Raw genomic sequence first — 22,703 nt, forward strand, 5'->3', positions numbered from 1 at the left:
TATTTTTCTCCAAGGTAAGACCGCAGATGACAGGCGACATCAACATCCTGCCGATCACCCCGCCCACGGCGGCGCCCCGTACGCCGGTGATCAGTGGCGAGCTGCTCAAACTGCTGGCCCCCGCCGAGGGCCTGATAGGTTCCGGCCAGACCGCCCAGGCCGAAGTGCTGTCGCTCAAACAGGCCGACCAGACTTTCCAGCTGTTGCTCAAGGTCACCCTGGACAGCGGCCGCCAGACCACGGTGCAGGCTACCAGCACCCAACCGTTGCCCCAAGGCACCAGCCTGGCCGTGACCCAGCCGTCACCGAGCAACCTGGCGATTGCCGTGCAACAGGTCGTTGCCTCCACGGTTGCGACCCTGACTCGGATCGATACCGCGCAATTGCCCGTCGGCACCCTGCTGCAAGGCAAGGTACTGACCAGCCAGGCACTGCCGCAAGTGCCTGGGCAGCCGGTTGTTTATCGGTCGTTGGTGAGCTTGCTCAACACCGCCCAAGTTGGCGCCACGCTGGATATCGACAGCCCCCAGCCGCTGCGTATCGGCACGCTGTTGAGCGCCCAGGTGCAAGATGCCCAGACACTGAAGTTCGTACCGCTGAGCAATCATCAGGAACAACTGGCGGTGAGCCAGCAATTGGTGACCCAGGTGAGTCGCCAGGGCTCGCTGGACAGCCTGCTCGCCATGCTGCAGAACCTGCCGGCCACCGACGATACCGGCACTGAACTGCGTGCGGCAGTGACCCGCCTGCTGGCCGGCCTGCCGGACGTGCAGCAACTGAGCTCGCCCAAGGGGTTGGCCCAGGCCATCGCCGCCAGCGGAGTGTTCCTGGAAAGCAAACTGCTCGCCGGACAGCCCATTGGCCAGGCGCCGGACATGAAGAGCGACCTGCTGAAGCTGATTGCCCAACTGACTCCAGCCCTGCCCGCCTCCACCAGTCTTGGTGCGGTGATCGCGGCCAATACACTTGCCCAGGCCATGCCCAACTTCGTACGCAGTGCCCTGGGCATGCTCGGCCAGGTCAGCGCCAAGCCACAACCCACCAGCTTTCCGTTACCCTCGCGCCTGCTGAAAGAGCAGGACCAGGAAGGCGATCTGGAGCACCTACTGCGCCTGGCCGCCGCGGCCGTGTCGCGACTGCAAAGTCATCAGTTGTCGAGCCTGGAACAGACCGGCCTGACCGACGATGGCCGGTTGATGAGCACCTGGCAATTGGAAGTCCCGATGCGCAACCTGCAGGACATCGTACCGCTGCAGCTCAAGTTCCAGCGCGAGGAAACCACTCCCCGGGATCACCCTCAGCAGCGCCGCGAAGAGCGTGAGACGAAACAGCAACTGTGGCGGGTCGAGATGGCCTTCGACATGGCACCGCTGGGGCCGTTGCAGGTTCAGGTACAACTGCTCAGCGGCACGCTGTCGAGTCAGCTATGGGCGCAACGGCCATACACCGCGAGCCTGATCGAAAGCCACCTGTCGGCGCTGCGTGAGCGCCTGGTGACCTGCGGCCTGAACGTCGGCGAACTGAACTGCCATCTCGGCACCCCGCCACAGGGCCCCAAGACTCGCCTCGAACAACGCTGGGTGGACGAAACCGCATGACAACCCACACCGAACCCCGCCAGGCCATCGCGCTCAAATACGACGGCCAGCACGCCCCGACCCTCACGGCCAAGGGCGACGAAGCCCTGGCGGAGGAAATCCTGCGGATCGCTCGGGACAGCGAAGTGCCGATCTACGAAAACGCCGAGCTGGTGAAGCTCCTGGCACGGCTGGAACTGGGCGACAGCATCCCCCAAGAGCTGTACCGCACGATTGCCGAAATCATCGCATTCGCCTGGAACCTCAAGGGCAAATTTCCCCAGGGCCATGATCCTGACGCGCCGAATGTCGAGAAAGACGTGACCGAGCGCGGCGACGATTATTGAGTGGTACCGGTGTTGCGCTGAACATCGGTATGCACCCAACTGTGGCGAGGGAGCTTGCTCCCGCTCGGGTGCGCAGCAGCCGCAAGATCTTAGGGCCGCTGCGCAGCCCAGCGGGAGCGAGCTCCCTCGCCACGGGGATTGCGGTTCACTGAAGATCGGGGCGACTTCGGTCCTTGTGGCGAACGCCAGAAAAACCTGTGGGAGCGAGCCTGCTCGCGATGGCGGCCGGACGTTCAACATCGCTATTGACTGTCACACCGCTGTCGCGAGCAGGCTCGCTCCCACATGGATTCCGGGCGAAGGCGGTCAGCCGCCTCTGTGCAATTTGCTCATCAACTCCGCTTCGGCCTGGGTCAGACCGCAGGCCTGGGTCAGTTCGTCGACGCTGGCGCCCATGCCGACCAGGCGGGCGGCCTGGGCGAAGGACAGGCTGGAGGGGTCGCGCTGTTCCAGTTGGGCGAGTTTGTCCGGCAATGGCGCGAGCACGGCACGCAGCTCATGGATGGCTTCACCCATGCGCACGGTGCCGTTCTGGTAATCGTCGACGCGCTTGGCCAGGTCCTTGATGCGCTGGTCGCGCAGCGCATCGCCCTGGGCCTGCTGAGCGGCGATCTGCCGCTGGCCACGTATGTACGCCAGGAACATCGCCAGCGTGCCTGCCCAGAAAAGGAACAGGACAATGACTGCTACCTCAAGAATCAAATCAGATACTCTCCAGTTCCGACCACTCTTCTTCGCTCATCATTTTTTCCAGTTCGACCAGGATCAGCAACTCGTTGTTCTTATTGCAGACACCCTGGATGAACTTGGCCGACTCTTCGTTACCGACGTTAGGCGCGGTTTCGATTTCCGACTGACGCAAGTAAACCACTTCGGCGACGCTGTCGACCAGGATACCGACCACTTGCTTGTCCGCCTCGATGATCACGATGCGGGTGTTGTCATTGACCTCGGTGGAGCTCAGGCCGAAACGCTGGCGGGTGTCGATCACCGTGACCACGTTACCCCGCAGGTTGATGATGCCCAGCACATAGCTTGGCGCACCCGGTACCGGAGCGATCTCGGTATAGCGCAGCACTTCCTGGACGCGCATCACGTTGATACCGTAGGTTTCGTTGTCGAGCTTGAAGGTCACCCATTGCAAGATCGGATCTTCGGAACCCTTGAGAGACGACGCCTTATCATTCATACCCTGACCCCTCGAAAAACCGCCTGTGGCGGTGTGTTCTGTCCCATGACGCGGTGCGTCACGGTTGTGTTATTTCGGTTTCTGGACCGGCTTGCCGCCGCCCAGGTGTTTTGCCCCGCCGCTGGCGATCAACTCTGCCAGCTCGGAAACGTCCAGCAAGGCGCACATGTGTTCGATCACCGTACCGGCCAGCCATGGCCGTTGCCCTCGGTGGCTGCGCCACTTGATCTCGTTCGGGTCCAGGCGCAGCGAGCGACTGACCTGATGCACCGCCAATCCCCACTCATACCCTTGCACCGAAATCACATACTGCAAGCCCTGGCGAAAATCATCGCGATAACGGTCCGGCATGACCCAACGTGCCGTATCCAGCACCTTCAGGTTGCCGGCCTGGCTCGGCAGGATCCCGAGGAACCAGTCCGGCTGGCCGAACAACGGCGTCAACTCCTGCCCGGCCAGGGAATAAATCGAGCCCAGGCACACCAGCGGCACCGCGAGCGTCAGGCCCGCCACATCGAACAACAGGCACTCGAACGGCTCGCCAGCCCAGGCCGGACGGTCGTCCTCCTGCACCGGTGGCGGCGTGTTGCTCGGTGGCATGTGAACTTCCACCACCGGGGCCACCAGGCCTTGCAGCAACGGCGCAACGGTCGACACCGGCGCCAGGATCGGCGCGGGAGCGTCGATCACTGCCACTTTCGGCTTGCTGAACGGTGCCTCTATCGCCGCGGCCTTCACCGCGTTCCGTGCATCGCGGGCCTGCTCTTCGAGCACGGCCGCCTGAAAATCATCCAGCTCGCCCCTGGCTTCGACGGGGTCGGGCAACGCCTCGACCACGCTCGGCTGCGGTGGCATTTCTTCGGTCGCTTCCTGCAACAGCCCGTCCAGATAGGACTGCAAGGCCAGTTGCGGGCGCGAGGTCGTCTTTATCGGGCGGCTCATGGCAACAGTACGCCGCATGTAGAGGTTATCGGCATGATTGCCACGAGACTTGAGGCTGCAACACGGTCGAGCGCCCAATGGGCAGGCGCCGCCGAAGGGTGTAATAAAAGAGCGTTCAATCAAGCCACCTGCTGGGAAACGAGTTGCTGGGCCAGCAGATGCTTGAGCAGCGCGCGGTAGGCCAGCACGCCACGGCTCTTGCCATCGAACTGCGAAGGCGTGACGCCTGCGCGGCTGGCATCGCGCAATCGGGTATCGACAGGGATGTAGCCTTGCCAGATGTCATCCGGGTACATGTCCCGCAATACGCGTAATGTGCCCAGGGACGCCTGGGTCCGACGGTCGAACAAGGTCGGGACGATGTTGAAGGCCAGCGATTGCTTGCGCGAGCGGTTGACCATCTCCAGCGTATTGACCATGCGTTCCAGCCCTTTGACGGCCAGGTGTTCGGTTTGCACCGGGATGACCAGTTGCTGGCTGGCGGCCAAGGCATTGACCATCAGCAGCCCCAGCAGCGGCGGGCTGTCGATGATCGCGTAATCGAAGTCCTGCCACAGCTGCGCCAGAGTCTTGGCGATCACCAGCCCCAGGCCACCCTGCCCTGGTGACTGACGCTCCAGGGTTGCCAGGGCGGTACTCGACGGCAACAGGGAAATCCGCTCGTCGCTGGTGGACAGCAGCAATTGACCCGGCAATCCTTCGGGCACCGTGCCCTTGTGCAGGAACAGGTCGTAGTTGCTGTGCTCCAAGCTATCGGGGTCGTAGCCGAAGTAGCTGGTCATCGAGCCGTGCGGGTCCAGGTCGACGATGACCACGCGCTTGCCCGCCTCGGCCAGCAACCCGGCTAAAGCGATGGAAGATGTGGTTTTGCCCACACCACCTTTTTGATTGGCGACTGCCCAGACTCTCATTCGGATCGTTCCTCCCGGCCGAAACAGGCTCGACCGAGACATGGCTCGTTATAAAGCGGGTGACGGAGAATTGACGGCACTCTGTCTTCCCGGCGACTTGACCGGGGGCGGTGCAGTTTGTGTGCCAGCGCGCTTCAACGCCGCGTCCGGCGTCGCGTTGGCCGTCCCGGTACCGGTCAGGCTGCGCCGTACGTCAAGATTACGCGATACGACCAGTACGACACGCCGGTTACGCGCCCGTCCCTCGGCGGTGGCGTTATTGGCCACCGGTTGGAATTCACCGTAGCCCACCGAGGCCAGGCGACCGGGATTGACACCCTGCATCGCCAGCATCCGCACGATGCTCGCCGAACGGGCGGAAGACAATTCCCAGTTGGTGGGGTATTGCGCCGTCCGGATCGGCTGGTCGTCGGTAAATCCTTCGACATGGATCGGGTTGTCGAACGGCTTAAGGATCGCCGCCACCTTGTCGATGATATTGAAAGCCATGTCACTGGGCATCGCATCGCCGCTGCCGAACAGCAGGCTGGAATTGAGCTCGATCTCGACCCACAGCTCGTTGCCGCGCACGGTCATCTGGTTGGAACTGATCAGGTCACCGAAGGCCGCGCTGATGTCATCGGCGATGCTTTTCAACGGATCGCTACCGCCGGCGATGCCCGCGTCGACCTGCTCGGAGTCCTTGACCAACGGCTTGGCCGGTGTGGTGGTCTTGGGCCGTTCGTCGCCGATGGGAATCGGCTTGAGGGCGCGATCCGAATCGGTGAAGACCCCGATCAGCGCCTCGGAAATGACTTTGTACTTGCCTTCGTTGACCGACGAGATCGAATACATGACCACGAAAAAGGCGAACAGCAGCGTGATGAAGTCGGCGTAGGAAACCAGCCAGCGTTCATGGTTGACGTGTTCTTCAGTATGCCTGCGACGGGCCATGGTCCATTCTCCCCATCAATCCATGAAGCCTTGGAGCTTCAATTCAATGGAGCGCGGATTCTCGCCTTCGGCAATCGACAGGATCCCTTCCAGCAGCATTTCGCGATAGCGCGACTGGCGCAACGCGATGGACTTGAGCTTGGCCGCGATCGGCAGCAACACCAGGTTGGCACTCGCCACACCGTAAATCGTGGCGACGAAAGCCACGGCGATGCCGCTGCCCAGTTGCGACGGATCGGCCAGGTTGCCCATGACGTGAATCAGACCCATCACCGCGCCGATGATACCGATGGTCGGCGCATAGCCGCCCATGCTTTCGAACACCTTGGCGGCCTCGATGTCGCGGCTTTCCTGGGTGTAGAAATCCACTTCCAGAATGCTGCGGATGGCCTCAGGCTCGGCACCGTCGACCAACAATTGCAAGCCCTTGCGCGAGTAGCTGTCGGGTTCGGCATCGGCCACCCCTTCCAGGCCCAGCAAGCCTTCCTTGCGCGCGGTCAGGCTCCAGTTCACCACGCGGTCGATACCGCCGGCCAGGTCGACCCGGGGTGGGAACAGGATCCAGACCAGCACCTGCATGGCGCGCTTGAACGCGCTCATGGGCGACTGCAACAATGCCGCGCCAATGGTGCCACCGAGCACGATCAACGCCGCCGGGCCATTGGCCAGGGCGCCCAGGTGTCCGCCTTCCAGGTAATTGCCGCCAATGATGGCGACGAACGCCATGATGATGCCGATCAGGCTGAGCACATCCATTACAGGCATGCCTCGGTCAGATGCCGGCCGATGTCATCCAGGCTGTAAACCGCATCGGCGAGGTCTGCCTTGACGATCGCCATCGGCATGCCGTAGATCACGCAACTGGCTTCGTCCTGGGCCCAGATCGCACTGCCACCCTGCTTGAGCAGGCGGGCGCCTTCGCGACCATCGGCGCCCATGCCGGTAAGGACCACCGCCAGAACTTTGTCACCGTAGGATTTCGCCGCAGAGCCGAACGTGATGTCCACGCACGGCTTGTAATTCAGACGCTCATCTCCCGGCAGGATTTTCACCGCGCCACGGCCATCGACCATCATTTGCTTGCCACCCGGCGCGAGCAGCGCCAGGCCCGGACGCAGGATGTCGCCATCCTCGGCTTCCTTGACGCTGATATTGCACAGCTTGTCGAGGCGCTCGGCAAAGGCCTTGGTGAAGGCTGCCGGCATGTGCTGGATCAGCACGATCGGCGCCGGGAAACTGGCCGGCAACTGGGTCAGGACCCGTTGCAGGGCCACCGGACCGCCGGTGGACGTGCCGATGGCGACCAGCTTGTAGGCTTTGCGCTTGGGCGATGGCGACGAGGCACTGGCAGGCGCCGGGCGAGCAGGTGCCGGTGCCGGAGCACTGCGCACCGGTGCCGGATTGAAGCTACTCGATGACGAAGCCGGTGCTGGCGCGGGGCTTGGTGCCGCTGCCGGTGCCGGCGCGCTGTAGGCGCTGACACGGCGATTGCTGCGGGAAATACTGTGGACCTTCTCGCACAGCAACTGCCGGACCTTGTCAGGGTTGCGCGAGATGTCTTCGAAATTCTTCGGCAGGAAGTCCACCGCCCCGGCGTCCAGCGCATCGAGGGTCACCCGGGCGCCTTCGTGGGTCAGGGAAGAGAACATCAAAACCGGGGTCGGGCAGCGCTGCATGATATGCCGCACCGCCGTGATGCCATCCATCATCGGCATCTCGTAGTCCATGGTGATCACGTCCGGCTTGAGCGCCAGCGCCTGATCGATTGCCTCTTTACCGTTGGTTGCGGTGCCCACGACTTGAATCGTCGTGTCCGCCGAAAGAATTTCCGAGACGCGGCGGCGGAAAAACCCCGAATCGTCCACCACCAGGACTTTAACGACCATAAACACTCCGTTAGACGAGGCGCGGCTCGAAGCCACGCCCCTCCAGAATCAAATACGCCGTGCGGCGTAACGCTTGAGCATGCTAGGCACATCGAGAATCAACGCGATGCGGCCGTCGCCGGTGATGGTAGCGCCGGACATGCCCGGGGTGCCCTGGAGCATCTTGCCCAACGGCTTGATGACCACTTCTTCCTGGCCCACGAGCTGATCGACGACAAAGCCGATCCGCTGGGTGCCCACCGAAAGGATCACCACATGGCCCTCGCCCTGCTCCACATGGGCTGCAGAGCTGACCAACCAGCGCTTGAGGTAGAACAGTGGCAGCGCCTTGTCCCGCACGATCACCACTTCCTGGCCGTCCACCACGTTGGTGCGCGACAGGTCGAGGTGGAAGATCTCGTTGACGTTGACCAGTGGGAAGGCGAACGCCTGGTTGCCCAGCATCACCATCAGGGTCGGCATGATCGCCAGGGTCAGCGGGACCTTGATGAGGATCTTCGAACCCGAGCCCTTGACCGAGTGGATGTTGATCGAACCGTTGAGCTGGGAAATCTTGGTCTTCACCACGTCCATACCCACGCCGCGGCCCGACACGTCGGAAATCTCGGTCTTGGTGGAGAAGCCCGGGGCGAAGATCAGGTTGTAGCACTCGGTGTCGCTCAGGCGATCGGCGGCATCCTTGTCCATCACCCCGCGTTTCACCGCGATGGCACGCAACACTTCCGGGTCCATGCCCTTGCCGTCGTCGGAGATCGACAACAGGATGTGATCGCCTTCCTGCTCGGCGGCCAGGATCACCTTGCCGCTGCGGACCTTGCCCGCGGCTTCACGCTCTTCCGGCGACTCGATACCGTGGTCGACCGCGTTGCGCACCAAGTGGACCAGCGGGTCGGCCAGGGCCTCGACAAGGTTCTTGTCGAGGTCGGTCTCTTCACCCACCAGTTCCAGGTTGATTTCTTTCTTGAGCTGGCGAGCCAGGTCGCGAACCAGGCGTGGGAAACGCCCGAAGACTTTCTTGATCGGTTGCATCCGGGTCTTCATGACCGCGGTCTGCAAGTCAGCCGTGACCACGTCGAGGTTCGACACGGCCTTGGACATGGCTTCGTCCTGGCTGTTGAGGCCCAGGCGCACCAGGCGGTTACGCACCAGCACCAGTTCGCCGACCATGTTCATGATCTCGTCCAGGCGCGCGGTGTCGACCCGCACGGTGGTCTCGGCTTCGCTGGCCGGTTTTTCCGGTGGCGGCGCGGCGGCGGCGCGGGCTGGCGCCGGGGCGGCGGCCGCGGCAGGCTTGGGCGCCTCGGCTTTCGGTTCCGGCGCCTTGGCGGCGGGCTTTGGCGCAGCCTTGGCCACCGGCGTAGCCGTGGTGGCAGCAGCAGGCGCAGCGGAGGTCGTAGCGACTTCGCTGAACTTGCCTTTGCCGTGCAATTCGTCGAGCAGCGATTCGAATTCCTGGTCAGTGATCAGATCACTACCAGCCACAGCGGCGGCGGGCTGGGCCGGCGCCGGCGCCGAAGCGATGGCCGAGTCCAGCGCGTCGACGGCAAAGGTACCCTTGCCATGCAACTGATCGAGCAAGGCTTCGAATTCGTCGTCGGTGATGTCCGAGTTGTCGCCCGCCGCTTTCGGCGCAGCGGCAGCCGCCGTGGGGGCCGCAGGAGGAACGACGGCATCGACGGCGAACTGGCCTTTGCCATGGAGCTGGTCGAGCAGCGACTCGAACTCGGCGTCGGTGATTTCATCGCTGGCAGCGGCATCGGCCGCAGGCGTTGCGGGCGCAGCAGGCGCCGCCGGAGCCTCGGCCTCGGCCTTGACGGCGTTCAGCGAGTCCAGCAGTTGTTCGAATTCATTATCGGTGATATCGCCCGACTCTTCGGCGACCGGCTCTTCGACCACCGCCTCGACGGCCGGCGCAGCTTCCGGCGCGGCTTCGTCAGCCGATTGCGGCTCGGCCAGGCGCGACAGCGCGGCGAGCAGCTCAGGTGTAGCGGGGGTAATCGGCGAGCGCTCGCGCACTTCGCTGAACATGCTGTTGACCGCATCCAGCGCTTCAAGCACCACGTCCATCAACTCTGCGTCAACGCGACGCTCACCCTTGCGCAGGATGTCGAACACGTTCTCGGCAATGTGACAGCACTCCACCAGCTCGTTGAGCTGGAGGAAGCCGGCGCCTCCTTTTACAGTGTGGAAACCGCGAAAAATTGCATTGAGCAGATCCGCATCATCCGGTCGGCTTTCCAGCTCGACCAGTTGCTCGGAAAGTTGCTCTAGAATCTCGCCGGCCTCAACCAGGAAATCCTGAAGGATCTCTTCATCGGCGCCGAAGCTCATTAATGGCTGCTCCTAAAACAGGTAGGTCGTGATGACGGTTAATGCCGGATTGCGTTGGAGCTGTGAGCGTGCCAGGCAAGGCGCGAGACGCGGGTAAGGGTTGTTTCCTTACCAAGTTTCGCAACGCGGCATGGCGCGCTCACAGCTCCAACCCTCCGGGCCGCGCCCCACAAGGCGCAAGCCGTCGTTACTCGTCGTTCATTTGGAAAACCAAACCGCACTCCTCGTGCCTAGTCTTGCGCCTTGTGGGGCACGGCGCGACCGGCATTAACCGTCATCACGACCTACAAACTCAGAATCCAAGGCTGGACAGCAAATCGTCCACATCGTCCTGACCGGACACAACGTCTTCTCTTTTATCGGCATGAATCTGCGGACCTTCACCCTGAGAGAGATGTTTTTGTGGATCTTTTTCTGCAAGTATCGCTGCACGGTCGTGTTCGATGCCTGCAAAGCGGTCAACCTGGCTGGCCATCAGCACCAGCTTGAGCAGATTGCTTTCCACTTCGGTGACCAGTTGGGTCACCCGCTTGATGACCTGGCCGGTCAGGTCCTGATAGTCCTGGGCCAGCAAGATATCGTTGAGGTTGCTTGCAACGGCGCGGCCTTCGGTGCTGCTGCGCGTCAGAAAAGCGTCAACCCGACGGGCCAGTTCCCGGAACTCTTCAGCCCCGACTTCGCGCCGCATGAAGCGCCCCCAGTCGGTGCTCAAGGCCTGGGCTTCTTCGCTCAGGCCATTGACCAGCGGCGTGGCATTTTCCACCAGGTCCATGGTGCGGTTGGCCGCAGCCTCGGTCAGCTTGACCACATAACCCAGACGCTCGGTGGCGTCGGTGATCTGCGAGACTTCCTCGGCCTGCGGCATGTGCGGGTCGATCTGGAAATTGACAATCGCGCTGTGCAATTCACGCGTGAGCTTGCCCACTTCCTGATACAGACCGCGGTCACGGGTCTGGTTGAGCTCATGGATCATTTGAACCGCATCGCCAAAACGACCTTTTTCAAGGCTCTCGACCAGTTCGCGGGCATGTTTTTTCAGGGTCGATTCGAAATCGCCCATAGAAGATTCGTTATCCATAGCTCCCCCGTGGCGCCGTTAACCGATGCGTTCGAAGATTTTTTCGATCTTCTCTTTCAACGCCTGGGCCGTGAAGGGTTTGACCACATAGCCATTCACACCGGCCTGGGCCGCTTCGATGATCTGCTCGCGCTTGGCTTCGGCAGTCACCATCAGCACCGGCAGGTGCTTGAGCTTTTCATCGGCACGCACCTGGCGCAGCAGGTCGATGCCGGTCATGCCTGGCATGTTCCAGTCGGTGACCAGGAAATCGAAGTTACCGCTGTGCAACATCGGGAGCGCGGTGGTCCCGTCATCTGCTTCGGCCGTGTTGGTGAACCCGAGGTCACGCAACAGGTTTTTAATGATCCGCCGCATCGTTGAAAAATCATCAACGATGAGGATTTTCATGTTCTTGTCCAATTCGACCTCCAAGCAGTCTTAAACGCGTCCAGCACCTGAACGCGCCATTTCAATCAATTCCGGCACAACACTCGACAACGGTCTGGAGCGCTGCACGTGGCTGGCGCATGACTGGCCAATCTCGTTCGCAATCGCTCCACACGCCTGTCAGCGCGCTCGCCACTCCCCCAAACGCCCCCGCAAGCGGGCCGCGCACTGGCTGTGTAACTGGCTGACCCGCGATTCGCTGACCCCCAGGACCTCACCGATCTCCTTGAGGTTCAGCTCTTCGTCGTAGTACAGCGCCAAGACCAGCCGCTCACGCTCCGGCAAATTGGCAATCGCTTCGGCCAGCGCGCTCTGGAACCGTTCATCTTCCAGGTCACGCGCAGGCTCCATGTGAGTACTTGCGCCATCCTCATGCAGCCCTTCATGTTCGCCGTCCTGCAACAGGTCGTCGAAACTGAACAGGCGGCTGCCCAAGGTATCGTTCAAAATCCCGTAGTAATCATCGAGACTCAACTGGAGTTCGGCCGCAACCTCGTGATCTTTAGCGTCGCGCCCGGTTTTAGCTTCAATTGCCCGGATCGCGTCGCTGACCATGCGCGTATTACGGTGCACCGAGCGCGGCGCCCAATCGCCCTTGCGGACCTCATCGAGCATTGCCCCGCGAATGCGGATCCCGGCATACGTCTCGAAGCTGGCGCCTTTGCTCGCGTCGTATTTGTTCGCCACCTCGAGCAGGCCGATCATGCCGGCCTGGATCAGGTCCTCGACCTGAACACTGGCCGGCAGGCGCGCCAGCAAGTGGTACGCGATACGCTTGACCAGGGGCGCATAACGCTCGATCAGTTCGTATTGGGCGTCCCGTGCCGATTTTTTGTAGAGATGGTTGTAACCGCTTGCAGTCATAGCACGGGCCCTGCTGTTTGTTGCACGAGACGCTCGACGAAAAATTCCAGATGACCGCGCGGATTGGCCGGCAAGGGCCAGCTATCGACCTTCTGGGCGATTGCCTTGAATGCCAGCGCGCATTTGGAACGTGGAAAAGCTTCATAAACGGCACGTTGCTTCTGAACCGCCTTACGCACGCTTTCGTCGTAAGGCACCGCACCCACGTATTGTAGGGCGACATCCAGGAAGCGATCCGTGACCTTGGTCAGCTTGGCGAACAGGTTGCGCCCCTCCTGCGGGCTCTGGGCCATGTTGGCCAGGACGCGGAAGCGGTTCATGCCGTAGTCGCGATTCAATAACTTGATCAGGGCATAGGCGTCGGTGATGGACGTGGGTTCATCGCAGACCACCAGCAGCACTTCCTGGGCGGCGCGTACGAAACTGACGACGGAGTCGCCGATACCTGCGGCGGTGTCGATCACCAGCACATCAAGGTTGTCACCGATATCGCTGAACGCCTGGATCAGGCCGGCGTGCTGGGCCGGAGTCAGGTGGACCATGCTCTGGGTGCCGGAAGCGGCCGGCACGATGCGAATCCCGCCCGGCCCCTGCAACAGCACGTCGCGCAGTTCACAACGGCCTTCGATGACGTCCGCCAGGGTGCGCTTGGGGGTAAGCCCCAGCAATACGTCGACGTTCGCCAGGCCCAGGTCGGCGTCCAGCAGCATGACCCGTCGGCCAAGCTCTGCCAGAGCCAGGGACAAGTTCACTGACACGTTAGTCTTCCCGACGCCACCTTTGCCGCCGGTCACCGCGATCACCTGTACGGGATGCATGCTGCCCATGTTCGTTCTTTACCTTGTCTTACGTAGACGGAGGCCACATTACTGGCTGCGCGTTCACACACGGAACAATGCATGGCAGACCATCGATGTAGGTACAAAAAATACTCATGATAACCTCAGCCGACCTGCTTGGTCGGGCTGTGGTAGATATCAGCGAACATGTCAGCCATGGCTTCTTCGCTGGGTTCTTCCTGCATTTGCACACTCACGGCACGGCTGACCAGTTGGTGACGGCGCGGCAGATGCAAATCATCCGGGATCCGCGGCCCGTCGGTCAGGTATGCCACCGGCAGATCGTGTCCGATCGCCAGGCTCAGTACCTCGCCCAGGCTTGCCGTTTCGTCCAGCTTAGTCAGGATGCAGCCGGCCAGCCCGCAGCGCTTGTAGCTGTGGTATGCGGCGGTTAGAACCTGCTTCTGGCTGGTGGTTGCCAACACGAGATAATTTTTTGACTTGATGCCGCGCCCGGCCAGGCTTTCGAGCTGCATGCGCAGGGCCGGATCGCTGGCTTGCAGGCCGGCGGTGTCGATCAGCACGACGCGCTTGCGCAGCAAAGGCTCCAACGCCTGGGCCAGGGATTGACCCGGATCCACCTGGGTCACCGACACATTGAGGATCCGCCCCAGGGTCTTGAGTTGCTCCTGGGCACCGATACGGAAACTGTCCATGCTCACCAGTGCAATGCTCTGGGCACCATATTTAAGTACATAACGGGCCGCGAGCTTGGCCAGGGTGGTGGTCTTGCCCATGCCGGCCGGACCGACCATGGCGATCACACCGCCCTCTTCCAATGGCTCGACTTCCGGCGTGGCAATCATCCGCGCCAGGTGCGCCAGCAACATGCGCCAGGCCTGGCGCGGCTCTTCGATACCGTTGATCAGCGCCAGCAGGTCGCGGGACAACGGACCGGACAGGCCGATGCGCTGCAGGCGACGCCACAGGTTGGCCTGGGCTGGACGGCTGCCTTGCAGCTGGTTCCAGGCCAGGGAGCCGAGCTGGACTTCCATCAGCTCGCGCAGACTGTTGAGTTCCGAACGCATCGAGTCAAGGGCTCGCGGGTCGACGCCACGGGCAGGCGCTGCCGGGGCCGGCTCGGCACGGCGCGGTTCAGCCGGGGTCGGCTCGATCAGCGGTTCGGCTGCGGTCAATGGCAGGCCGGCGGTCAATGGCTGACCGGCGAACAATTGACGATTGGTGCCCGCCGCAGCCTCGCCTTCGTGGCTGCGCAGGCTCAGTTCAGCCTGGGCGCTGGCGATGCGCGATTGGGTCTTGCGCAGCTCATCCTCGAGTTCCATGTTCGGAACGCGTGGGGCCAGCGCCGACAGTTTGTAGTCCAGGGCCGCCGTCAGTTCCACACCGCCAGCGATCCGGCGATTGCCGATGATGGCTGCTTCAGCGCCCAGCTCGTCACGAACCAGTTTCATGGCCTGACGCATGTCGGCGGCGAAAAAACGCTTCACTTGCATAAACCACTACCTCAGCCGTTGGGCCCTACTGTCGCAACGATGGTCACTTGCTTGTTGTCCGGTATTTCCTGGTACGCCAGCACATGCAGCCCCGGGACCGCGAGGCGTCCGAACCGCGAGAGCATCGCGCGAATCGGACCGGCCACCAGCAGGATCACCGGCTGGCCTTGCATCTCTTGCCGCTGGGCTGCGTCGATCAACGAACGTTGCAGCTTCTCGGCCATGCTTGGCTCAAGCAGAACACCCTCTTCCGAGCCTTGTCCTGCCTTCTGCAGACTATTGAGCAATATCTGTTCCAACCTTGGCTCCAACGTGATCACAGGCAGCTCAGACTCAGTGCCTACAATGCTTTGGACGATTGCGCGGGATACGCCGACCCGCACCGCAGCCACCATCGCGGCGGTATCTTGACTCTTCGACGCGTTGTTGGCGATGGCTTCGGCAATACTGCGTATGTCACGCACCGGCACCTGTTCGGCCAGCAGCGCCTGGAGAATCTTGAGCAGCTGCGACAGCGAAAGCACCCCCGGCACCAGTTCTTCGGCCAGCTTCGGCGACCCCTTGGCCAGCACTTGCAGCAGTTGCTGGACTTCCTCGTGACCGATCAACTCGCTGGAGTGCTTGTAGAGAATCTGGTTCAAGTGCGTCGCCACCACGGTGCTGGCGTCCACCACGGTATAACCGAGGGACTGGGCCTGGGCCCGCTGGCTGACTTCGATCCACACCGCTTCCAGGCCGAAAGCCGGATCTTTGGCGGTGATGCCGTTGAGACTGCCGTAGACTTGTCCGGGATTGATCGCCAGCTCGCGGTCCGGGTAGATCTCGGCCTCGGCCAGGATCACGCCCATCAGGGTCAGACGATAGGCGCTCGGCGCCAGGTCGAGGTTGTCGCGGATATGCACGGTGGGCATCAGGAAGCCCAGGTCCTGGGACAGCTTCTTGCGCACGCCCTTGATCCGCGCCAGCAACTGACCACCCTGGTTACGGTCGACCAACGGAATCAGGCGATAGCCGACTTCCAGGCCGATCATGTCGATTGGGGTCACATCGTCCCAGCCCAGTTCCTTGGTTTCCAGCGCACGAGCAGGCGATGGCAGCAGCTCCTGCTGACGCTTGACCTCTTCAAGAGCCAGCACCTTCTGCGCGTTGTCCTTCTTCCAGAACAGGTAGGCACCACCAGCCGCCACGGCCGCCATGCTCAGGAAGGAAAAGTGCGGCATGCCCGGCACCAGGCCCATCACCGCCATCAAGCCGGCAGACACGGCCAGGGCCTTGGGTGACGCGAACATCTGACGACGAATCTGCTTGCCCATGTCTTCGGAGCCCGAGGCACGGGTCACCATGATCGCCGCAGCGGTGGACAGCAACAGTGATGGCAATTGCGCCACCAAACCGTCACCGATGGTCAACAAGGCGTAGACCTTGCCGGCATCGCCGAAGCTCATGTTGTGCTGGAAGATACCGACGGCCATGCCGCCGATGAGGTTGATGAACAGGATCAACAGGCCGGCGATGGCGTCACCGCGCACGAACTTGCTGGCACCGTCCATCGAACCGTAGAACTCGGCCTCTTGGGCCACTTCCAGACGGCGGGCCTTGGCCTGGTTCTGATCGATCAGGCCGGCGTTGAGGTCGGCGTCGATCGCCATTTGCTTGCCCGGCATCGCATCGAGGGTGAAGCGAGCGCTCACCTCGGAAATCCGCCCGGCACCCTTGGTCACCACCACGAAGTTGATGATCATCAGGATGGCGAAGACCACGATACCGACGACGTAGTTACCGCCGATCACCACCTCACCGAAGGCCTGGATCACCTTACCGGCGGCGGCGTGGCCCTCCTGGCCGTGGAGCATGACCACCCGCGTCGATGCCACGTTCAATGCCAGACGCAACAGCGTGGCCACCAGCAGGATGGTCGGGAACACCGCGAAATCCAGCGGCCGCAGGGCGTAAACGCATACCAGCAGCACCACGATCGACAGCGCGATGTTGAACGTGAAGAACACGTCCAGCAGGAACGGCGGGACCGGCAGCATCATCATGGCGAGCATGACCATGAGCAACAGCGGCACGCCCAGATTGCCCTGGCTGAGGCCTACGACGTTGCTGCGCGCAGTGCTGAGTAACTGAGAGCGATCCACCAATAATCCCCGTTCCAGTGAAGCAAACTTTTGACGCCCGAAACGGGCGCAGGCGGGGTATTGCAAGAAGCTGTCCAACTTTCATCATGGAGCGCAATAGAGGCTTGGAAACGGCGGTGGCGAGGCTGCTCGCGAACAGGGCCTGTTGGCCGACATCAGGTGGTTCGATCCGACGCCATCCCGAGCAGGCTCGCTCCCACCAATGGATCTGCATATGTCGTCAAGGAGTGGGCTTGCTCGCGAAAAGCGATGGCTGCTGACAGCTGCCCACTACGCTGCCTCAGGAATCACGCCGCAAATCCGGCGGGATCGGCAAATCCTTCAGCGGCTCCGGACGCTTGCCCTTGCCCGCGCGGTGCTGGCGGATCTGGTAGACGTAGGCCAATACCTGGGCCACGGCCAGGTACAGGCCTCCAGGGATCTCCTGGTCGAGTTCGGTGGAGTAGTAAATCGATCGCGCCAGCGCCGGGGACTCGAGCAGCATCACCTCATTGGCCACGGCGATCTCACGGATCTTCAGCGCCAGGAAGTCACTGCCCTTGGCCAGCAACACGGGCGCATTGCCTTTTTCGGGGTCGTACTTGAGGGCGACGGCGTAGTGAGTCGGGTTGGTGATGACCACATCGGCATCGGGGATGGCCGCCATCATCCGCCGCTGGGAGACCTCGCGCTGCAATTGACGGATACGCTGCTTGACCTCCGGCTTGCCCTCCGCGTCCTTGTGCTCGTCGCGAACCTCCTGCTTGGTCATCATCAACTTCTGCTTGCTCTGATAAAGCTGGATCGGCACGTCGATGGCGGCGATCAGGATCAGGCCGCAGGCCATCCACAACGTACTCCAACCCACCAATTGCACGCTGTGGATGATCGCCTTCTCCAACGGCTCATGGGCAATACGCACTATGTCATCAATGTCCGATTGCAACACCGTCAGCGCCACAAACAGGATGATCAGGAATTTCCCAAAAGCCTTGAGCAACTCCATCAGTGCTGATGTCGAGAACATGCGCTTGAGGCCAGCGGCCGGATTCATCCGACTGAATTTCGGGGCCAGGCTCCCGCCGGCAAATAACCAGCCACCCAGGGAAATCGGACCGACAAAGGCTGCCACCAGCAAAAAAATCAGAATGGGCTGCACCGCCGCAATTGCAATTTTCCCGGAGTGCAGCAGATGCTGCGTCATGGCGCCCGGGGTGAGCAACACTTCACGTGGCAGGGAGAAATTCAGCCGCATGATTTCCAGCAGGTCCAGGGCCAGCCCGCCACCATAGATCAGCAAGCCACCGGAGCCGGCCAGCATCACCGCCAGGGTGTTGAGTTCCTTGGAGCGGGCAATCTCGCCTTTTTCCCGGGACTCGCGCTGGCGCTTCTCCGTGGGGTCTTCTGTCTTGTCCTGACCACTCTCGCTCTCGGCCATGGTTCAGCGCGCCTGTGCCATGTCGCGTAGCAGCTGCAAGGCCTCGGTGGCCAGCGGTTGATACTGGTTGAGAATATCCCCCAGGCTGATCCAGAAAATCACCATGCCCAACACCAGGGTCAGCGGGAAGCCAATGGCGAAAATGTTCAGTTGCGGCGCCGCCCGGGTCATCACGCCAAACGCGATGTTGACCACCAGCAGGGCAGTCACCGCGGGCAGTACCAACACCATCGCCGAGCCCAGCACCCAACCTAGCTTGCCGGCGACGTCCCAGAAATGATTGACCAGCATCGCACTGCCCACCGGCATGGTGGTGAAGCTCTCGGTCAGCACCTCGAACACTACCAGGTGCCCGTTCATGGCGAGAAACAGCAAGGTCACAAGCATCGTCAGGAACTGCCCGATCACCGCGGTGTTCACGCCGTTGGTGGGATCGATCATCGAGGCAAAGGCCATGCCCATCTGGATCGAAATGATTTGCCCGGCCACTACGAATGCCTGGAAAAACAGCTGCAAAGAAAACCCCATCAAGGCGCCGATGAGAATCTGCTCGGCCACCAGCATCAACGCACTGAGGTCCAAGGCATGAACCGGCGGCATCGGTGGCAACCCGGGCGCGATGACCACGGTGATCGCCAAGGCGAAGTACAGGCGAATGCGCCTGGGCAGCAGGGTCGTGCCGAAGACCGGCATGCTCATCAGTACGGCCGTGACACGAAACAGCGGCAGGATGAACGCCGCCACCCAGGAACTGATCTGGGTGTCTGTCAGCGCAAGCATCGACATCGGGTCAGCCGATCAACTGTGGAATACTGCCGTACAAACGCAGGATGTATTCCATGAAAGTCTGCACCAGCCACGGACCGGCGACGATCAGCGTCACCAGCATCACCAGCAGGCGCGGCAGGAAGCTCAGGGTCTGCTCGTTGATCTGCGTCGCTGCCTGGAACATGGCCACCACCAGACCCACCAGCAGACTGGGAATCACCAGGATGGCGACCATAATCGTGGTCAGCCAGAGCGCTTCTCGAAACAGGTCCAGCGCGACTTCAGGCGTCATATCTTGCTACCTGCACAAAAGGGCTAAACACCGCCGAAACTGCCCGCCAGCGTGCCGATGATCAGCGCCCAGCCATCCACCAGCACGAACAGCATGATCTTGAACGGCAGGGAAATGATCAGCGGCGAGAGCATCATCATACCCATCGCCATCAGTACGCTGGCGACGACCAGGTCGATGATCAGGAACGGGATGAAGATCATGAAACCGATCTGGAACGCAGTCTTGAGTTCGGAGGTCACGAAGGCCGGCACCAGGATCGTCAACGGCGCCTGGTCGGGACTGGCGATGTCGGTACGCTTGGACAGGCGCATGAATAATTCCAGGTCGCTGCTGCGCGTCTGGGCCAGCATGAAGTCCTTGATCGGCACCTGGGCCTTGGCCACCGCGTCCTGTGCGCTGAGTTTTTCCGCCAGATAAGGTTGCAGCGCGTCCTGGTTCACCCGGTCGAACACCGGGGCCATGATGAACATCGTCAAAAACAGCGCCATGCCGGTGAGAATCTGGTTCGACGGCGTCTGCTGCAAACCCAGGGCCTGGCGCAGGATCGAAAAGACAATGATGATCCGCGTGAAACTGGTCATCAGCATGACGAACGCCGGGATGAAGCTCAGCGCGGTCATGATCAGCAGGATCTGCAGGCTGACCGAGTACTCCTGCGCCCCGTCGGCGTTGGTGCCCAAGGTAATCGCCGGAATCGACAGCGGGTCGGCGGCAGATACCAACGGCGCGGCCAGCATCAGGGCCAGCGCCAATAGAATGCGCAGCGGCATTACTTTTTATCCTTCTGGTCTTTCCCCAACAGCTCCATGAGACGCTGGGCGAACTCGGGGGAGGCCTGTTCGGTAGAGGGCACCTGTACCGGCTCCTTGAGGACATGCAAAGCGGTGATCGAGCCTGGACTCAAACCCAGCAGAATCTGCTCGTTACCGACCTGCACCAGCACCAGCCGATCACGTGGTCCCAGCGCGCGAGAGCCGACGATGTCGATGACCTGCCCTTTGCCGGCCGGCCCTGCCTGTTGCACGCGGCGCAACAGCCAGGCAAGGAAGAAGATCAATCCCAGCACCAGCAACAGGCCGAGCACCAACTGCGCCAATTGCCCGGCCACGCCGCTACCCACCGCTGGTGCAGCGACCGCGGTAGCCGCAGTGGCCGCCGGCTCGGCAGCCAGCACGCTGAACGGCAGCATCATCGCTGCGGCGAATAGCGTTTTCACTCAGCGCAACTTCTTGATGCGTTCGCTCGGGCTGATCACGTCCGTCAGGCGAATGCCGAACTTCTCGTTGACCACCACCACTTCACCGTGGGCGATGAGCGTACCGTTGACCAGTACGTCCAGCGGCTCGCCCGCCAGGCGATCCAGCTCGATCACCGAGCCCTGGTTGAGTTGCAGCAGGTTGCGGATGTTGATGTCGGTGCTGCCCACTTCCATCGAGATGGACACCGGGATATCCAGGATCACATCCAGATTCGGACCGTCCAGGGTGACCTGGTCATTGCTTCTCGGCACGCTGCCGAACTCTTCCATGGGCAGGCGATTGGAAGCCTGGGCACCCGTGTCGGCGGCCAGCAAGGCGTCGATGTCGGCCTGTCCGCCATCGCCCGCCTCCTCAAGGGCCGCAGCCCACTCATCGGCCAGCGCCTGGTCATCCGGGGTGTTCATATCGTTAGCCATCATTTGTCCTCGGCGGGCAAAAATCAGTAGAAAACCTAAAATCCGTCACAAACTTAAAGGGTACGACACCGCTCAGCGGCGTTCGATCGGCTCGATCACCTGCAACGCCAGGTTGCCTTTATGAGAGCCCATCTTGACCTTGAAGGCCGGCACGCCGTTGGCGCGCATGATCATGTCTTCGGGCATTTCCACGGGAATGATGTCCCCTGGCTGCATGTGCAGAATGTCCCGCAGGCGCAGCTGACGCCGGGCAACCGTCGCACCGATTGGCACGTCGACATCCAGCACGTCCTGGCGCAACGCATTGATCCAGCGCTCGTCCTGGTCGTCGAGATCCGACTGGAAACCGGCGTCGAGCATTTCGCGCACCGGCTCGATCATCGAGTACGGCATGGTCACGTGCAGGTCACCGCCACCGCCATCGAGCTCGATGTGGAAAGTCGAGACCACGATGGCTTCGCTCGGGCCGACGATATTCGCCATGGCCGGGTTCACTTCGGAGTTGATGTACTCGAAGTTCACCTCCATTATCGCCTGCCAGGCTTCCTTCAAGTCGACGAAGGCCTGTTCCAGCACCATGCGCACGACGCGTAGCTCGGTCGGGGTGAATTCACGCCCTTCGATCTTGGCATGACGCCCATCGCCACCGAAGAAGTTGTCCACCAGCTTGAACACCAGCTTGGCGTCAAGGATGAACAACGCAGTGCCGCGCAACGGCTTGATCTTCACCAGGTTGAGGCTGGTGGGCACGTACAGCGAGTGCACGTACTCACCGAACTTCATCACCTGCACACCACCAACGGCCACGTCCGCCGAACGGCGCAGCATGTTGAACATACTGATGCGGGTGTACCGGGCGAAACGCTCGTTGATCATTTCCAGGGTCGGCATGCGTCCGCGAACGATGCGGTCCTGGCTGGTCAGGTCATAACTTTTGACGCTGCCCGGTTCAGCTACGTTTTCGGTCTGGACCAGGCCGTCGTCGACACCGTGTAGCAGCGCGTCGATTTCGTCCTGGGACAACAGGTCCTGCACGGCCATGTCGTGTTCCTACTGCAATACGAAGTTAGTGAAGAGCAACTGTTCGATCACCACTTTGCCCAGCTCTTTCTGAGCCACTTCCTGCACGCTGGCCGTGGCTTTCTGACGGAGCATTTCCTGGCCGACGGGCGTCGCCAGGGTGTCGAAGTTCTGTCCGGAAAACAGCATCACCAGGTTATTGCGGATCAGCGGCATGTGCACCCGCAGTGCTTCCAGGTCGGCCTGGTTGCGACCCAGCAGGGTGATGCTGACCTGCATGTAGCGCTGGCGTCCGTTCTGGGTGTAGTTGGCCACGAAGGCCGGCGCCATCGATTCGAAAATCGCCGGCTGTTTGCCGACCGGTGCGGCCTCGGCCGCCGGGGCTGGCTTGCTTTGAGCGCCGTGCATGAAATACCAGGTCGCCCCTACGGACACACCGATCGCCAGGAGCAGGCCGACGACGATCAGGATGATCATCTTGAGCTTGCCTTTGGTTGCGGGGTCTTTTACAGCTGCTGCGTCGCTCTTCGCCATGCCAATAATCCGTCACTAATCGGGGTTTTCACTGTTGCGTGGCTAGGGTGGAGCAAGTGTTATGCCAGAAGTG

Annotated in this window: 24 protein-coding genes; 2 read left to right on the forward strand and 22 right to left on the reverse strand. The window is 61.6% G+C overall.

All coding sequences use genetic code 11. The features are described 5' to 3' along the window. The first annotated feature begins 26 nt into the window (after window positions 1-26). Together fliK and ACLEJQ_RS13515 are read left to right on the forward strand one after the other, a co-directional pair. A complete protein-coding gene (gene fliK / locus ACLEJQ_RS13510) occupies window positions 27-1,598 on the forward strand; it encodes a flagellar hook-length control protein FliK (protein ID WP_440795710.1) in 1,572 nt (523 codons plus the stop codon). Continuing rightward, window positions 1,595-1,924 carry an EscU/YscU/HrcU family type III secretion system export apparatus switch protein gene (locus ACLEJQ_RS13515; protein ID WP_440795712.1) on the forward strand — a complete coding sequence of 110 codons (330 nt, stop codon included), beginning with the start codon at window positions 1,595-1,597 and terminating at the stop codon, window positions 1,922-1,924. Before fliK ends, ACLEJQ_RS13515 begins: the two co-directional genes overlap by 4 nt. Before the next feature lie 306 nt (window positions 1,925-2,230). Here the strand turns inward: ACLEJQ_RS13515 and ACLEJQ_RS13520 are convergent, their stop codons facing one another. From ACLEJQ_RS13520 to fliL, 22 genes are all read right to left on the reverse strand, one after another. Next, window positions 2,231-2,626 (reverse strand): DUF2802 domain-containing protein, encoded by a 396-nt coding sequence (locus ACLEJQ_RS13520; protein ID WP_053154987.1) that lies wholly within the window; start codon window positions 2,624-2,626, stop codon window positions 2,231-2,233. A 1-nt stretch (window position 2,627) separates the two neighbouring features. Continuing rightward, window positions 2,628-3,113, reverse strand: a complete 486-nt coding sequence (locus tag ACLEJQ_RS13525; protein ID WP_003183968.1) for a chemotaxis protein CheW — start codon at window positions 3,111-3,113, stop codon at window positions 2,628-2,630. A 69-nt stretch (window positions 3,114-3,182) separates the two neighbouring features. Then, window positions 3,183-4,055, reverse strand: a complete 873-nt coding sequence (locus ACLEJQ_RS13530) for a chemotaxis protein CheW (protein WP_440795714.1) — start codon at window positions 4,053-4,055, stop codon at window positions 3,183-3,185. A 119-nt stretch (window positions 4,056-4,174) separates the two neighbouring features. Further along, window positions 4,175-4,966, reverse strand: a complete 792-nt coding sequence (locus ACLEJQ_RS13535; RefSeq protein WP_440795716.1) for a ParA family protein — start codon at window positions 4,964-4,966, stop codon at window positions 4,175-4,177. 48 nt (window positions 4,967-5,014) lie between these two features. Continuing rightward, entirely contained in the window at window positions 5,015-5,899 is an 885-nt protein-coding gene (gene motD, locus ACLEJQ_RS13540) for a flagellar motor protein MotD (RefSeq protein ID WP_440795718.1), read from the reverse strand. A 15-nt stretch (window positions 5,900-5,914) separates the two neighbouring features. Then, window positions 5,915-6,655 (reverse strand): flagellar motor protein, encoded by a 741-nt coding sequence (locus ACLEJQ_RS13545; RefSeq protein WP_039593074.1) that lies wholly within the window; start codon window positions 6,653-6,655, stop codon window positions 5,915-5,917. Further along, entirely contained in the window at window positions 6,655-7,785 is a 1,131-nt protein-coding gene (locus ACLEJQ_RS13550; RefSeq protein WP_440795722.1) for a protein-glutamate methylesterase/protein-glutamine glutaminase, read from the reverse strand. Before ACLEJQ_RS13550 ends, ACLEJQ_RS13545 begins: the two co-directional genes overlap by 1 nt. A gap of 48 nt (window positions 7,786-7,833) precedes the next feature. Continuing rightward, the gene (locus ACLEJQ_RS13555; RefSeq protein WP_440795724.1) at window positions 7,834-10,116 is read right to left on the reverse strand and encodes a chemotaxis protein CheA; all 2,283 of its coding nucleotides are present in this window, start codon (window positions 10,114-10,116) and stop codon (window positions 7,834-7,836) included. Window positions 10,117-10,408: 292 nt separating this feature from the next. Then, on the reverse strand, window positions 10,409-11,194 hold the full coding sequence (locus ACLEJQ_RS13560; protein ID WP_440795726.1) for a protein phosphatase CheZ: 786 nt from the start codon (window positions 11,192-11,194) through the stop codon (window positions 10,409-10,411). Between the two features lie 18 nt (window positions 11,195-11,212). Continuing rightward, on the reverse strand, window positions 11,213-11,584 hold the full coding sequence (locus ACLEJQ_RS13565) for a chemotaxis response regulator CheY (RefSeq protein WP_003199125.1): 372 nt from the start codon (window positions 11,582-11,584) through the stop codon (window positions 11,213-11,215). A gap of 159 nt (window positions 11,585-11,743) precedes the next feature. Beyond that, on the reverse strand, window positions 11,744-12,487 hold the full coding sequence (gene fliA, locus ACLEJQ_RS13570) for an RNA polymerase sigma factor FliA (protein WP_245139490.1): 744 nt from the start codon (window positions 12,485-12,487) through the stop codon (window positions 11,744-11,746). Continuing rightward, on the reverse strand, window positions 12,484-13,314 hold the full coding sequence (gene fleN / locus ACLEJQ_RS13575) for a flagellar synthesis regulator FleN (RefSeq protein WP_042729120.1): 831 nt from the start codon (window positions 13,312-13,314) through the stop codon (window positions 12,484-12,486). Before fleN ends, fliA begins: the two co-directional genes overlap by 4 nt. A gap of 116 nt (window positions 13,315-13,430) precedes the next feature. Then, window positions 13,431-14,780 carry a flagellar biosynthesis protein FlhF gene (gene flhF, locus ACLEJQ_RS13580; protein WP_440795729.1) on the reverse strand — a complete coding sequence of 450 codons (1,350 nt, stop codon included), beginning with the start codon at window positions 14,778-14,780 and terminating at the stop codon, window positions 13,431-13,433. 11 nt (window positions 14,781-14,791) lie between these two features. Further along, window positions 14,792-16,921 (reverse strand): flagellar biosynthesis protein FlhA, encoded by a 2,130-nt coding sequence (gene flhA, locus ACLEJQ_RS13585; RefSeq protein ID WP_440795731.1) that lies wholly within the window; start codon window positions 16,919-16,921, stop codon window positions 14,792-14,794. Window positions 16,922-17,201: 280 nt separating this feature from the next. Then, window positions 17,202-18,338, reverse strand: coding sequence for a flagellar biosynthesis protein FlhB (gene flhB / locus ACLEJQ_RS13590; RefSeq protein ID WP_440795733.1), 1,137 nt, complete (start codon window positions 18,336-18,338; stop codon window positions 17,202-17,204). 3 nt (window positions 18,339-18,341) lie between these two features. After that, window positions 18,342-19,124 (reverse strand): flagellar biosynthetic protein FliR, encoded by a 783-nt coding sequence (gene fliR / locus ACLEJQ_RS13595; RefSeq protein WP_440795735.1) that lies wholly within the window; start codon window positions 19,122-19,124, stop codon window positions 18,342-18,344. Between the two features lie 4 nt (window positions 19,125-19,128). Next, the gene (fliQ, locus tag ACLEJQ_RS13600) at window positions 19,129-19,398 is read right to left on the reverse strand and encodes a flagellar biosynthesis protein FliQ (RefSeq protein WP_440795737.1); all 270 of its coding nucleotides are present in this window, start codon (window positions 19,396-19,398) and stop codon (window positions 19,129-19,131) included. A gap of 23 nt (window positions 19,399-19,421) precedes the next feature. Further along, entirely contained in the window at window positions 19,422-20,171 is a 750-nt protein-coding gene (fliP, locus tag ACLEJQ_RS13605) for a flagellar type III secretion system pore protein FliP (protein ID WP_440795739.1), read from the reverse strand. Continuing rightward, complete coding sequence (gene fliO, locus ACLEJQ_RS13610) at window positions 20,171-20,593, reverse strand: flagellar biosynthetic protein FliO (RefSeq protein ID WP_440795841.1); 423 nt, start codon at window positions 20,591-20,593, stop codon at window positions 20,171-20,173. Before fliO ends, fliP begins: the two co-directional genes overlap by 1 nt. A 24-nt stretch (window positions 20,594-20,617) precedes the next feature. Beyond that, window positions 20,618-21,076: a flagellar motor switch protein FliN gene (fliN, locus tag ACLEJQ_RS13615; protein WP_440795843.1), complete on the reverse strand. Its 459-nt coding sequence runs from the start codon at window positions 21,074-21,076 to the stop codon at window positions 20,618-20,620. Between the two features lie 72 nt (window positions 21,077-21,148). Next, complete coding sequence (gene fliM, locus ACLEJQ_RS13620) at window positions 21,149-22,117, reverse strand: flagellar motor switch protein FliM (RefSeq protein ID WP_440795741.1); 969 nt, start codon at window positions 22,115-22,117, stop codon at window positions 21,149-21,151. A gap of 9 nt (window positions 22,118-22,126) precedes the next feature. Next, entirely contained in the window at window positions 22,127-22,630 is a 504-nt protein-coding gene (gene fliL, locus ACLEJQ_RS13625) for a flagellar basal body-associated protein FliL (RefSeq protein ID WP_440795743.1), read from the reverse strand. Window positions 22,631-22,703: the final 73 nt, after the last annotated feature.

It is taken from the genome of Pseudomonas sp. SMV71, assembly GCF_052042015.1.
GTDB lineage: Bacteria > Pseudomonadota > Gammaproteobacteria > Pseudomonadales > Pseudomonadaceae > Aquipseudomonas.

What these genes read in the sequence shown, in the direction of transcription:
- fliN (WP_440795843.1), bottom strand. Translation starts at nt 21,076, where the DNA reads ATGGCTAACGATATGAACACCCCGGATGACCAGGCGCTGGCCGATGAG.
- fliQ (WP_440795737.1), bottom strand. Translation starts at nt 19,398, where the DNA reads ATGACGCCTGAAGTCGCGCTGGACCTGTTTCGAGAAGCGCTCTGGCTG.
- motD (WP_440795718.1), bottom strand. Translation starts at nt 5,899, where the DNA reads ATGGCCCGTCGCAGGCATACTGAAGAACACGTCAACCATGAACGCTGG.
- fliM (WP_440795741.1), bottom strand. Translation starts at nt 22,117, where the DNA reads ATGGCCGTGCAGGACCTGTTGTCCCAGGACGAAATCGACGCGCTGCTA.
- flhB (WP_440795733.1), bottom strand. Translation starts at nt 18,338, where the DNA reads ATGGCCGAGAGCGAGAGTGGTCAGGACAAGACAGAAGACCCCACGGAG.
- ACLEJQ_RS13550 (WP_440795722.1), bottom strand. Translation starts at nt 7,785, where the DNA reads ATGGTCGTTAAAGTCCTGGTGGTGGACGATTCGGGGTTTTTCCGCCGC.
- ACLEJQ_RS13535 (WP_440795716.1), bottom strand. Translation starts at nt 4,966, where the DNA reads ATGAGAGTCTGGGCAGTCGCCAATCAAAAAGGTGGTGTGGGCAAAACC.
- fleN (WP_042729120.1), bottom strand. Translation starts at nt 13,314, where the DNA reads ATGGGCAGCATGCATCCCGTACAGGTGATCGCGGTGACCGGCGGCAAA.
- ACLEJQ_RS13530 (WP_440795714.1), bottom strand. Translation starts at nt 4,055, where the DNA reads ATGAGCCGCCCGATAAAGACGACCTCGCGCCCGCAACTGGCCTTGCAG.
- ACLEJQ_RS13565 (WP_003199125.1), bottom strand. Translation starts at nt 11,584, where the DNA reads ATGAAAATCCTCATCGTTGATGATTTTTCAACGATGCGGCGGATCATT.
- ACLEJQ_RS13515 (WP_440795712.1), top strand. Translation starts at nt 1,595, where the DNA reads ATGACAACCCACACCGAACCCCGCCAGGCCATCGCGCTCAAATACGAC.
- fliA (WP_245139490.1), bottom strand. Translation starts at nt 12,487, where the DNA reads ATGACTGCAAGCGGTTACAACCATCTCTACAAAAAATCGGCACGGGAC.
- ACLEJQ_RS13555 (WP_440795724.1), bottom strand. Translation starts at nt 10,116, where the DNA reads ATGAGCTTCGGCGCCGATGAAGAGATCCTTCAGGATTTCCTGGTTGAG.
- flhF (WP_440795729.1), bottom strand. Translation starts at nt 14,780, where the DNA reads ATGCAAGTGAAGCGTTTTTTCGCCGCCGACATGCGTCAGGCCATGAAA.
- fliL (WP_440795743.1), bottom strand. Translation starts at nt 22,630, where the DNA reads ATGGCGAAGAGCGACGCAGCAGCTGTAAAAGACCCCGCAACCAAAGGC.
- fliK (WP_440795710.1), top strand. Translation starts at nt 27, where the DNA reads ATGACAGGCGACATCAACATCCTGCCGATCACCCCGCCCACGGCGGCG.
- fliR (WP_440795735.1), bottom strand. Translation starts at nt 19,124, where the DNA reads ATGTCGATGCTTGCGCTGACAGACACCCAGATCAGTTCCTGGGTGGCG.
- ACLEJQ_RS13525 (WP_003183968.1), bottom strand. Translation starts at nt 3,113, where the DNA reads ATGAATGATAAGGCGTCGTCTCTCAAGGGTTCCGAAGATCCGATCTTG.
- ACLEJQ_RS13560 (WP_440795726.1), bottom strand. Translation starts at nt 11,194, where the DNA reads ATGGATAACGAATCTTCTATGGGCGATTTCGAATCGACCCTGAAAAAA.
- fliO (WP_440795841.1), bottom strand. Translation starts at nt 20,593, where the DNA reads ATGATGCTGCCGTTCAGCGTGCTGGCTGCCGAGCCGGCGGCCACTGCG.
- ACLEJQ_RS13545 (WP_039593074.1), bottom strand. Translation starts at nt 6,655, where the DNA reads ATGGATGTGCTCAGCCTGATCGGCATCATCATGGCGTTCGTCGCCATC.
- fliP (WP_440795739.1), bottom strand. Translation starts at nt 20,171, where the DNA reads ATGCCGCTGCGCATTCTATTGGCGCTGGCCCTGATGCTGGCCGCGCCG.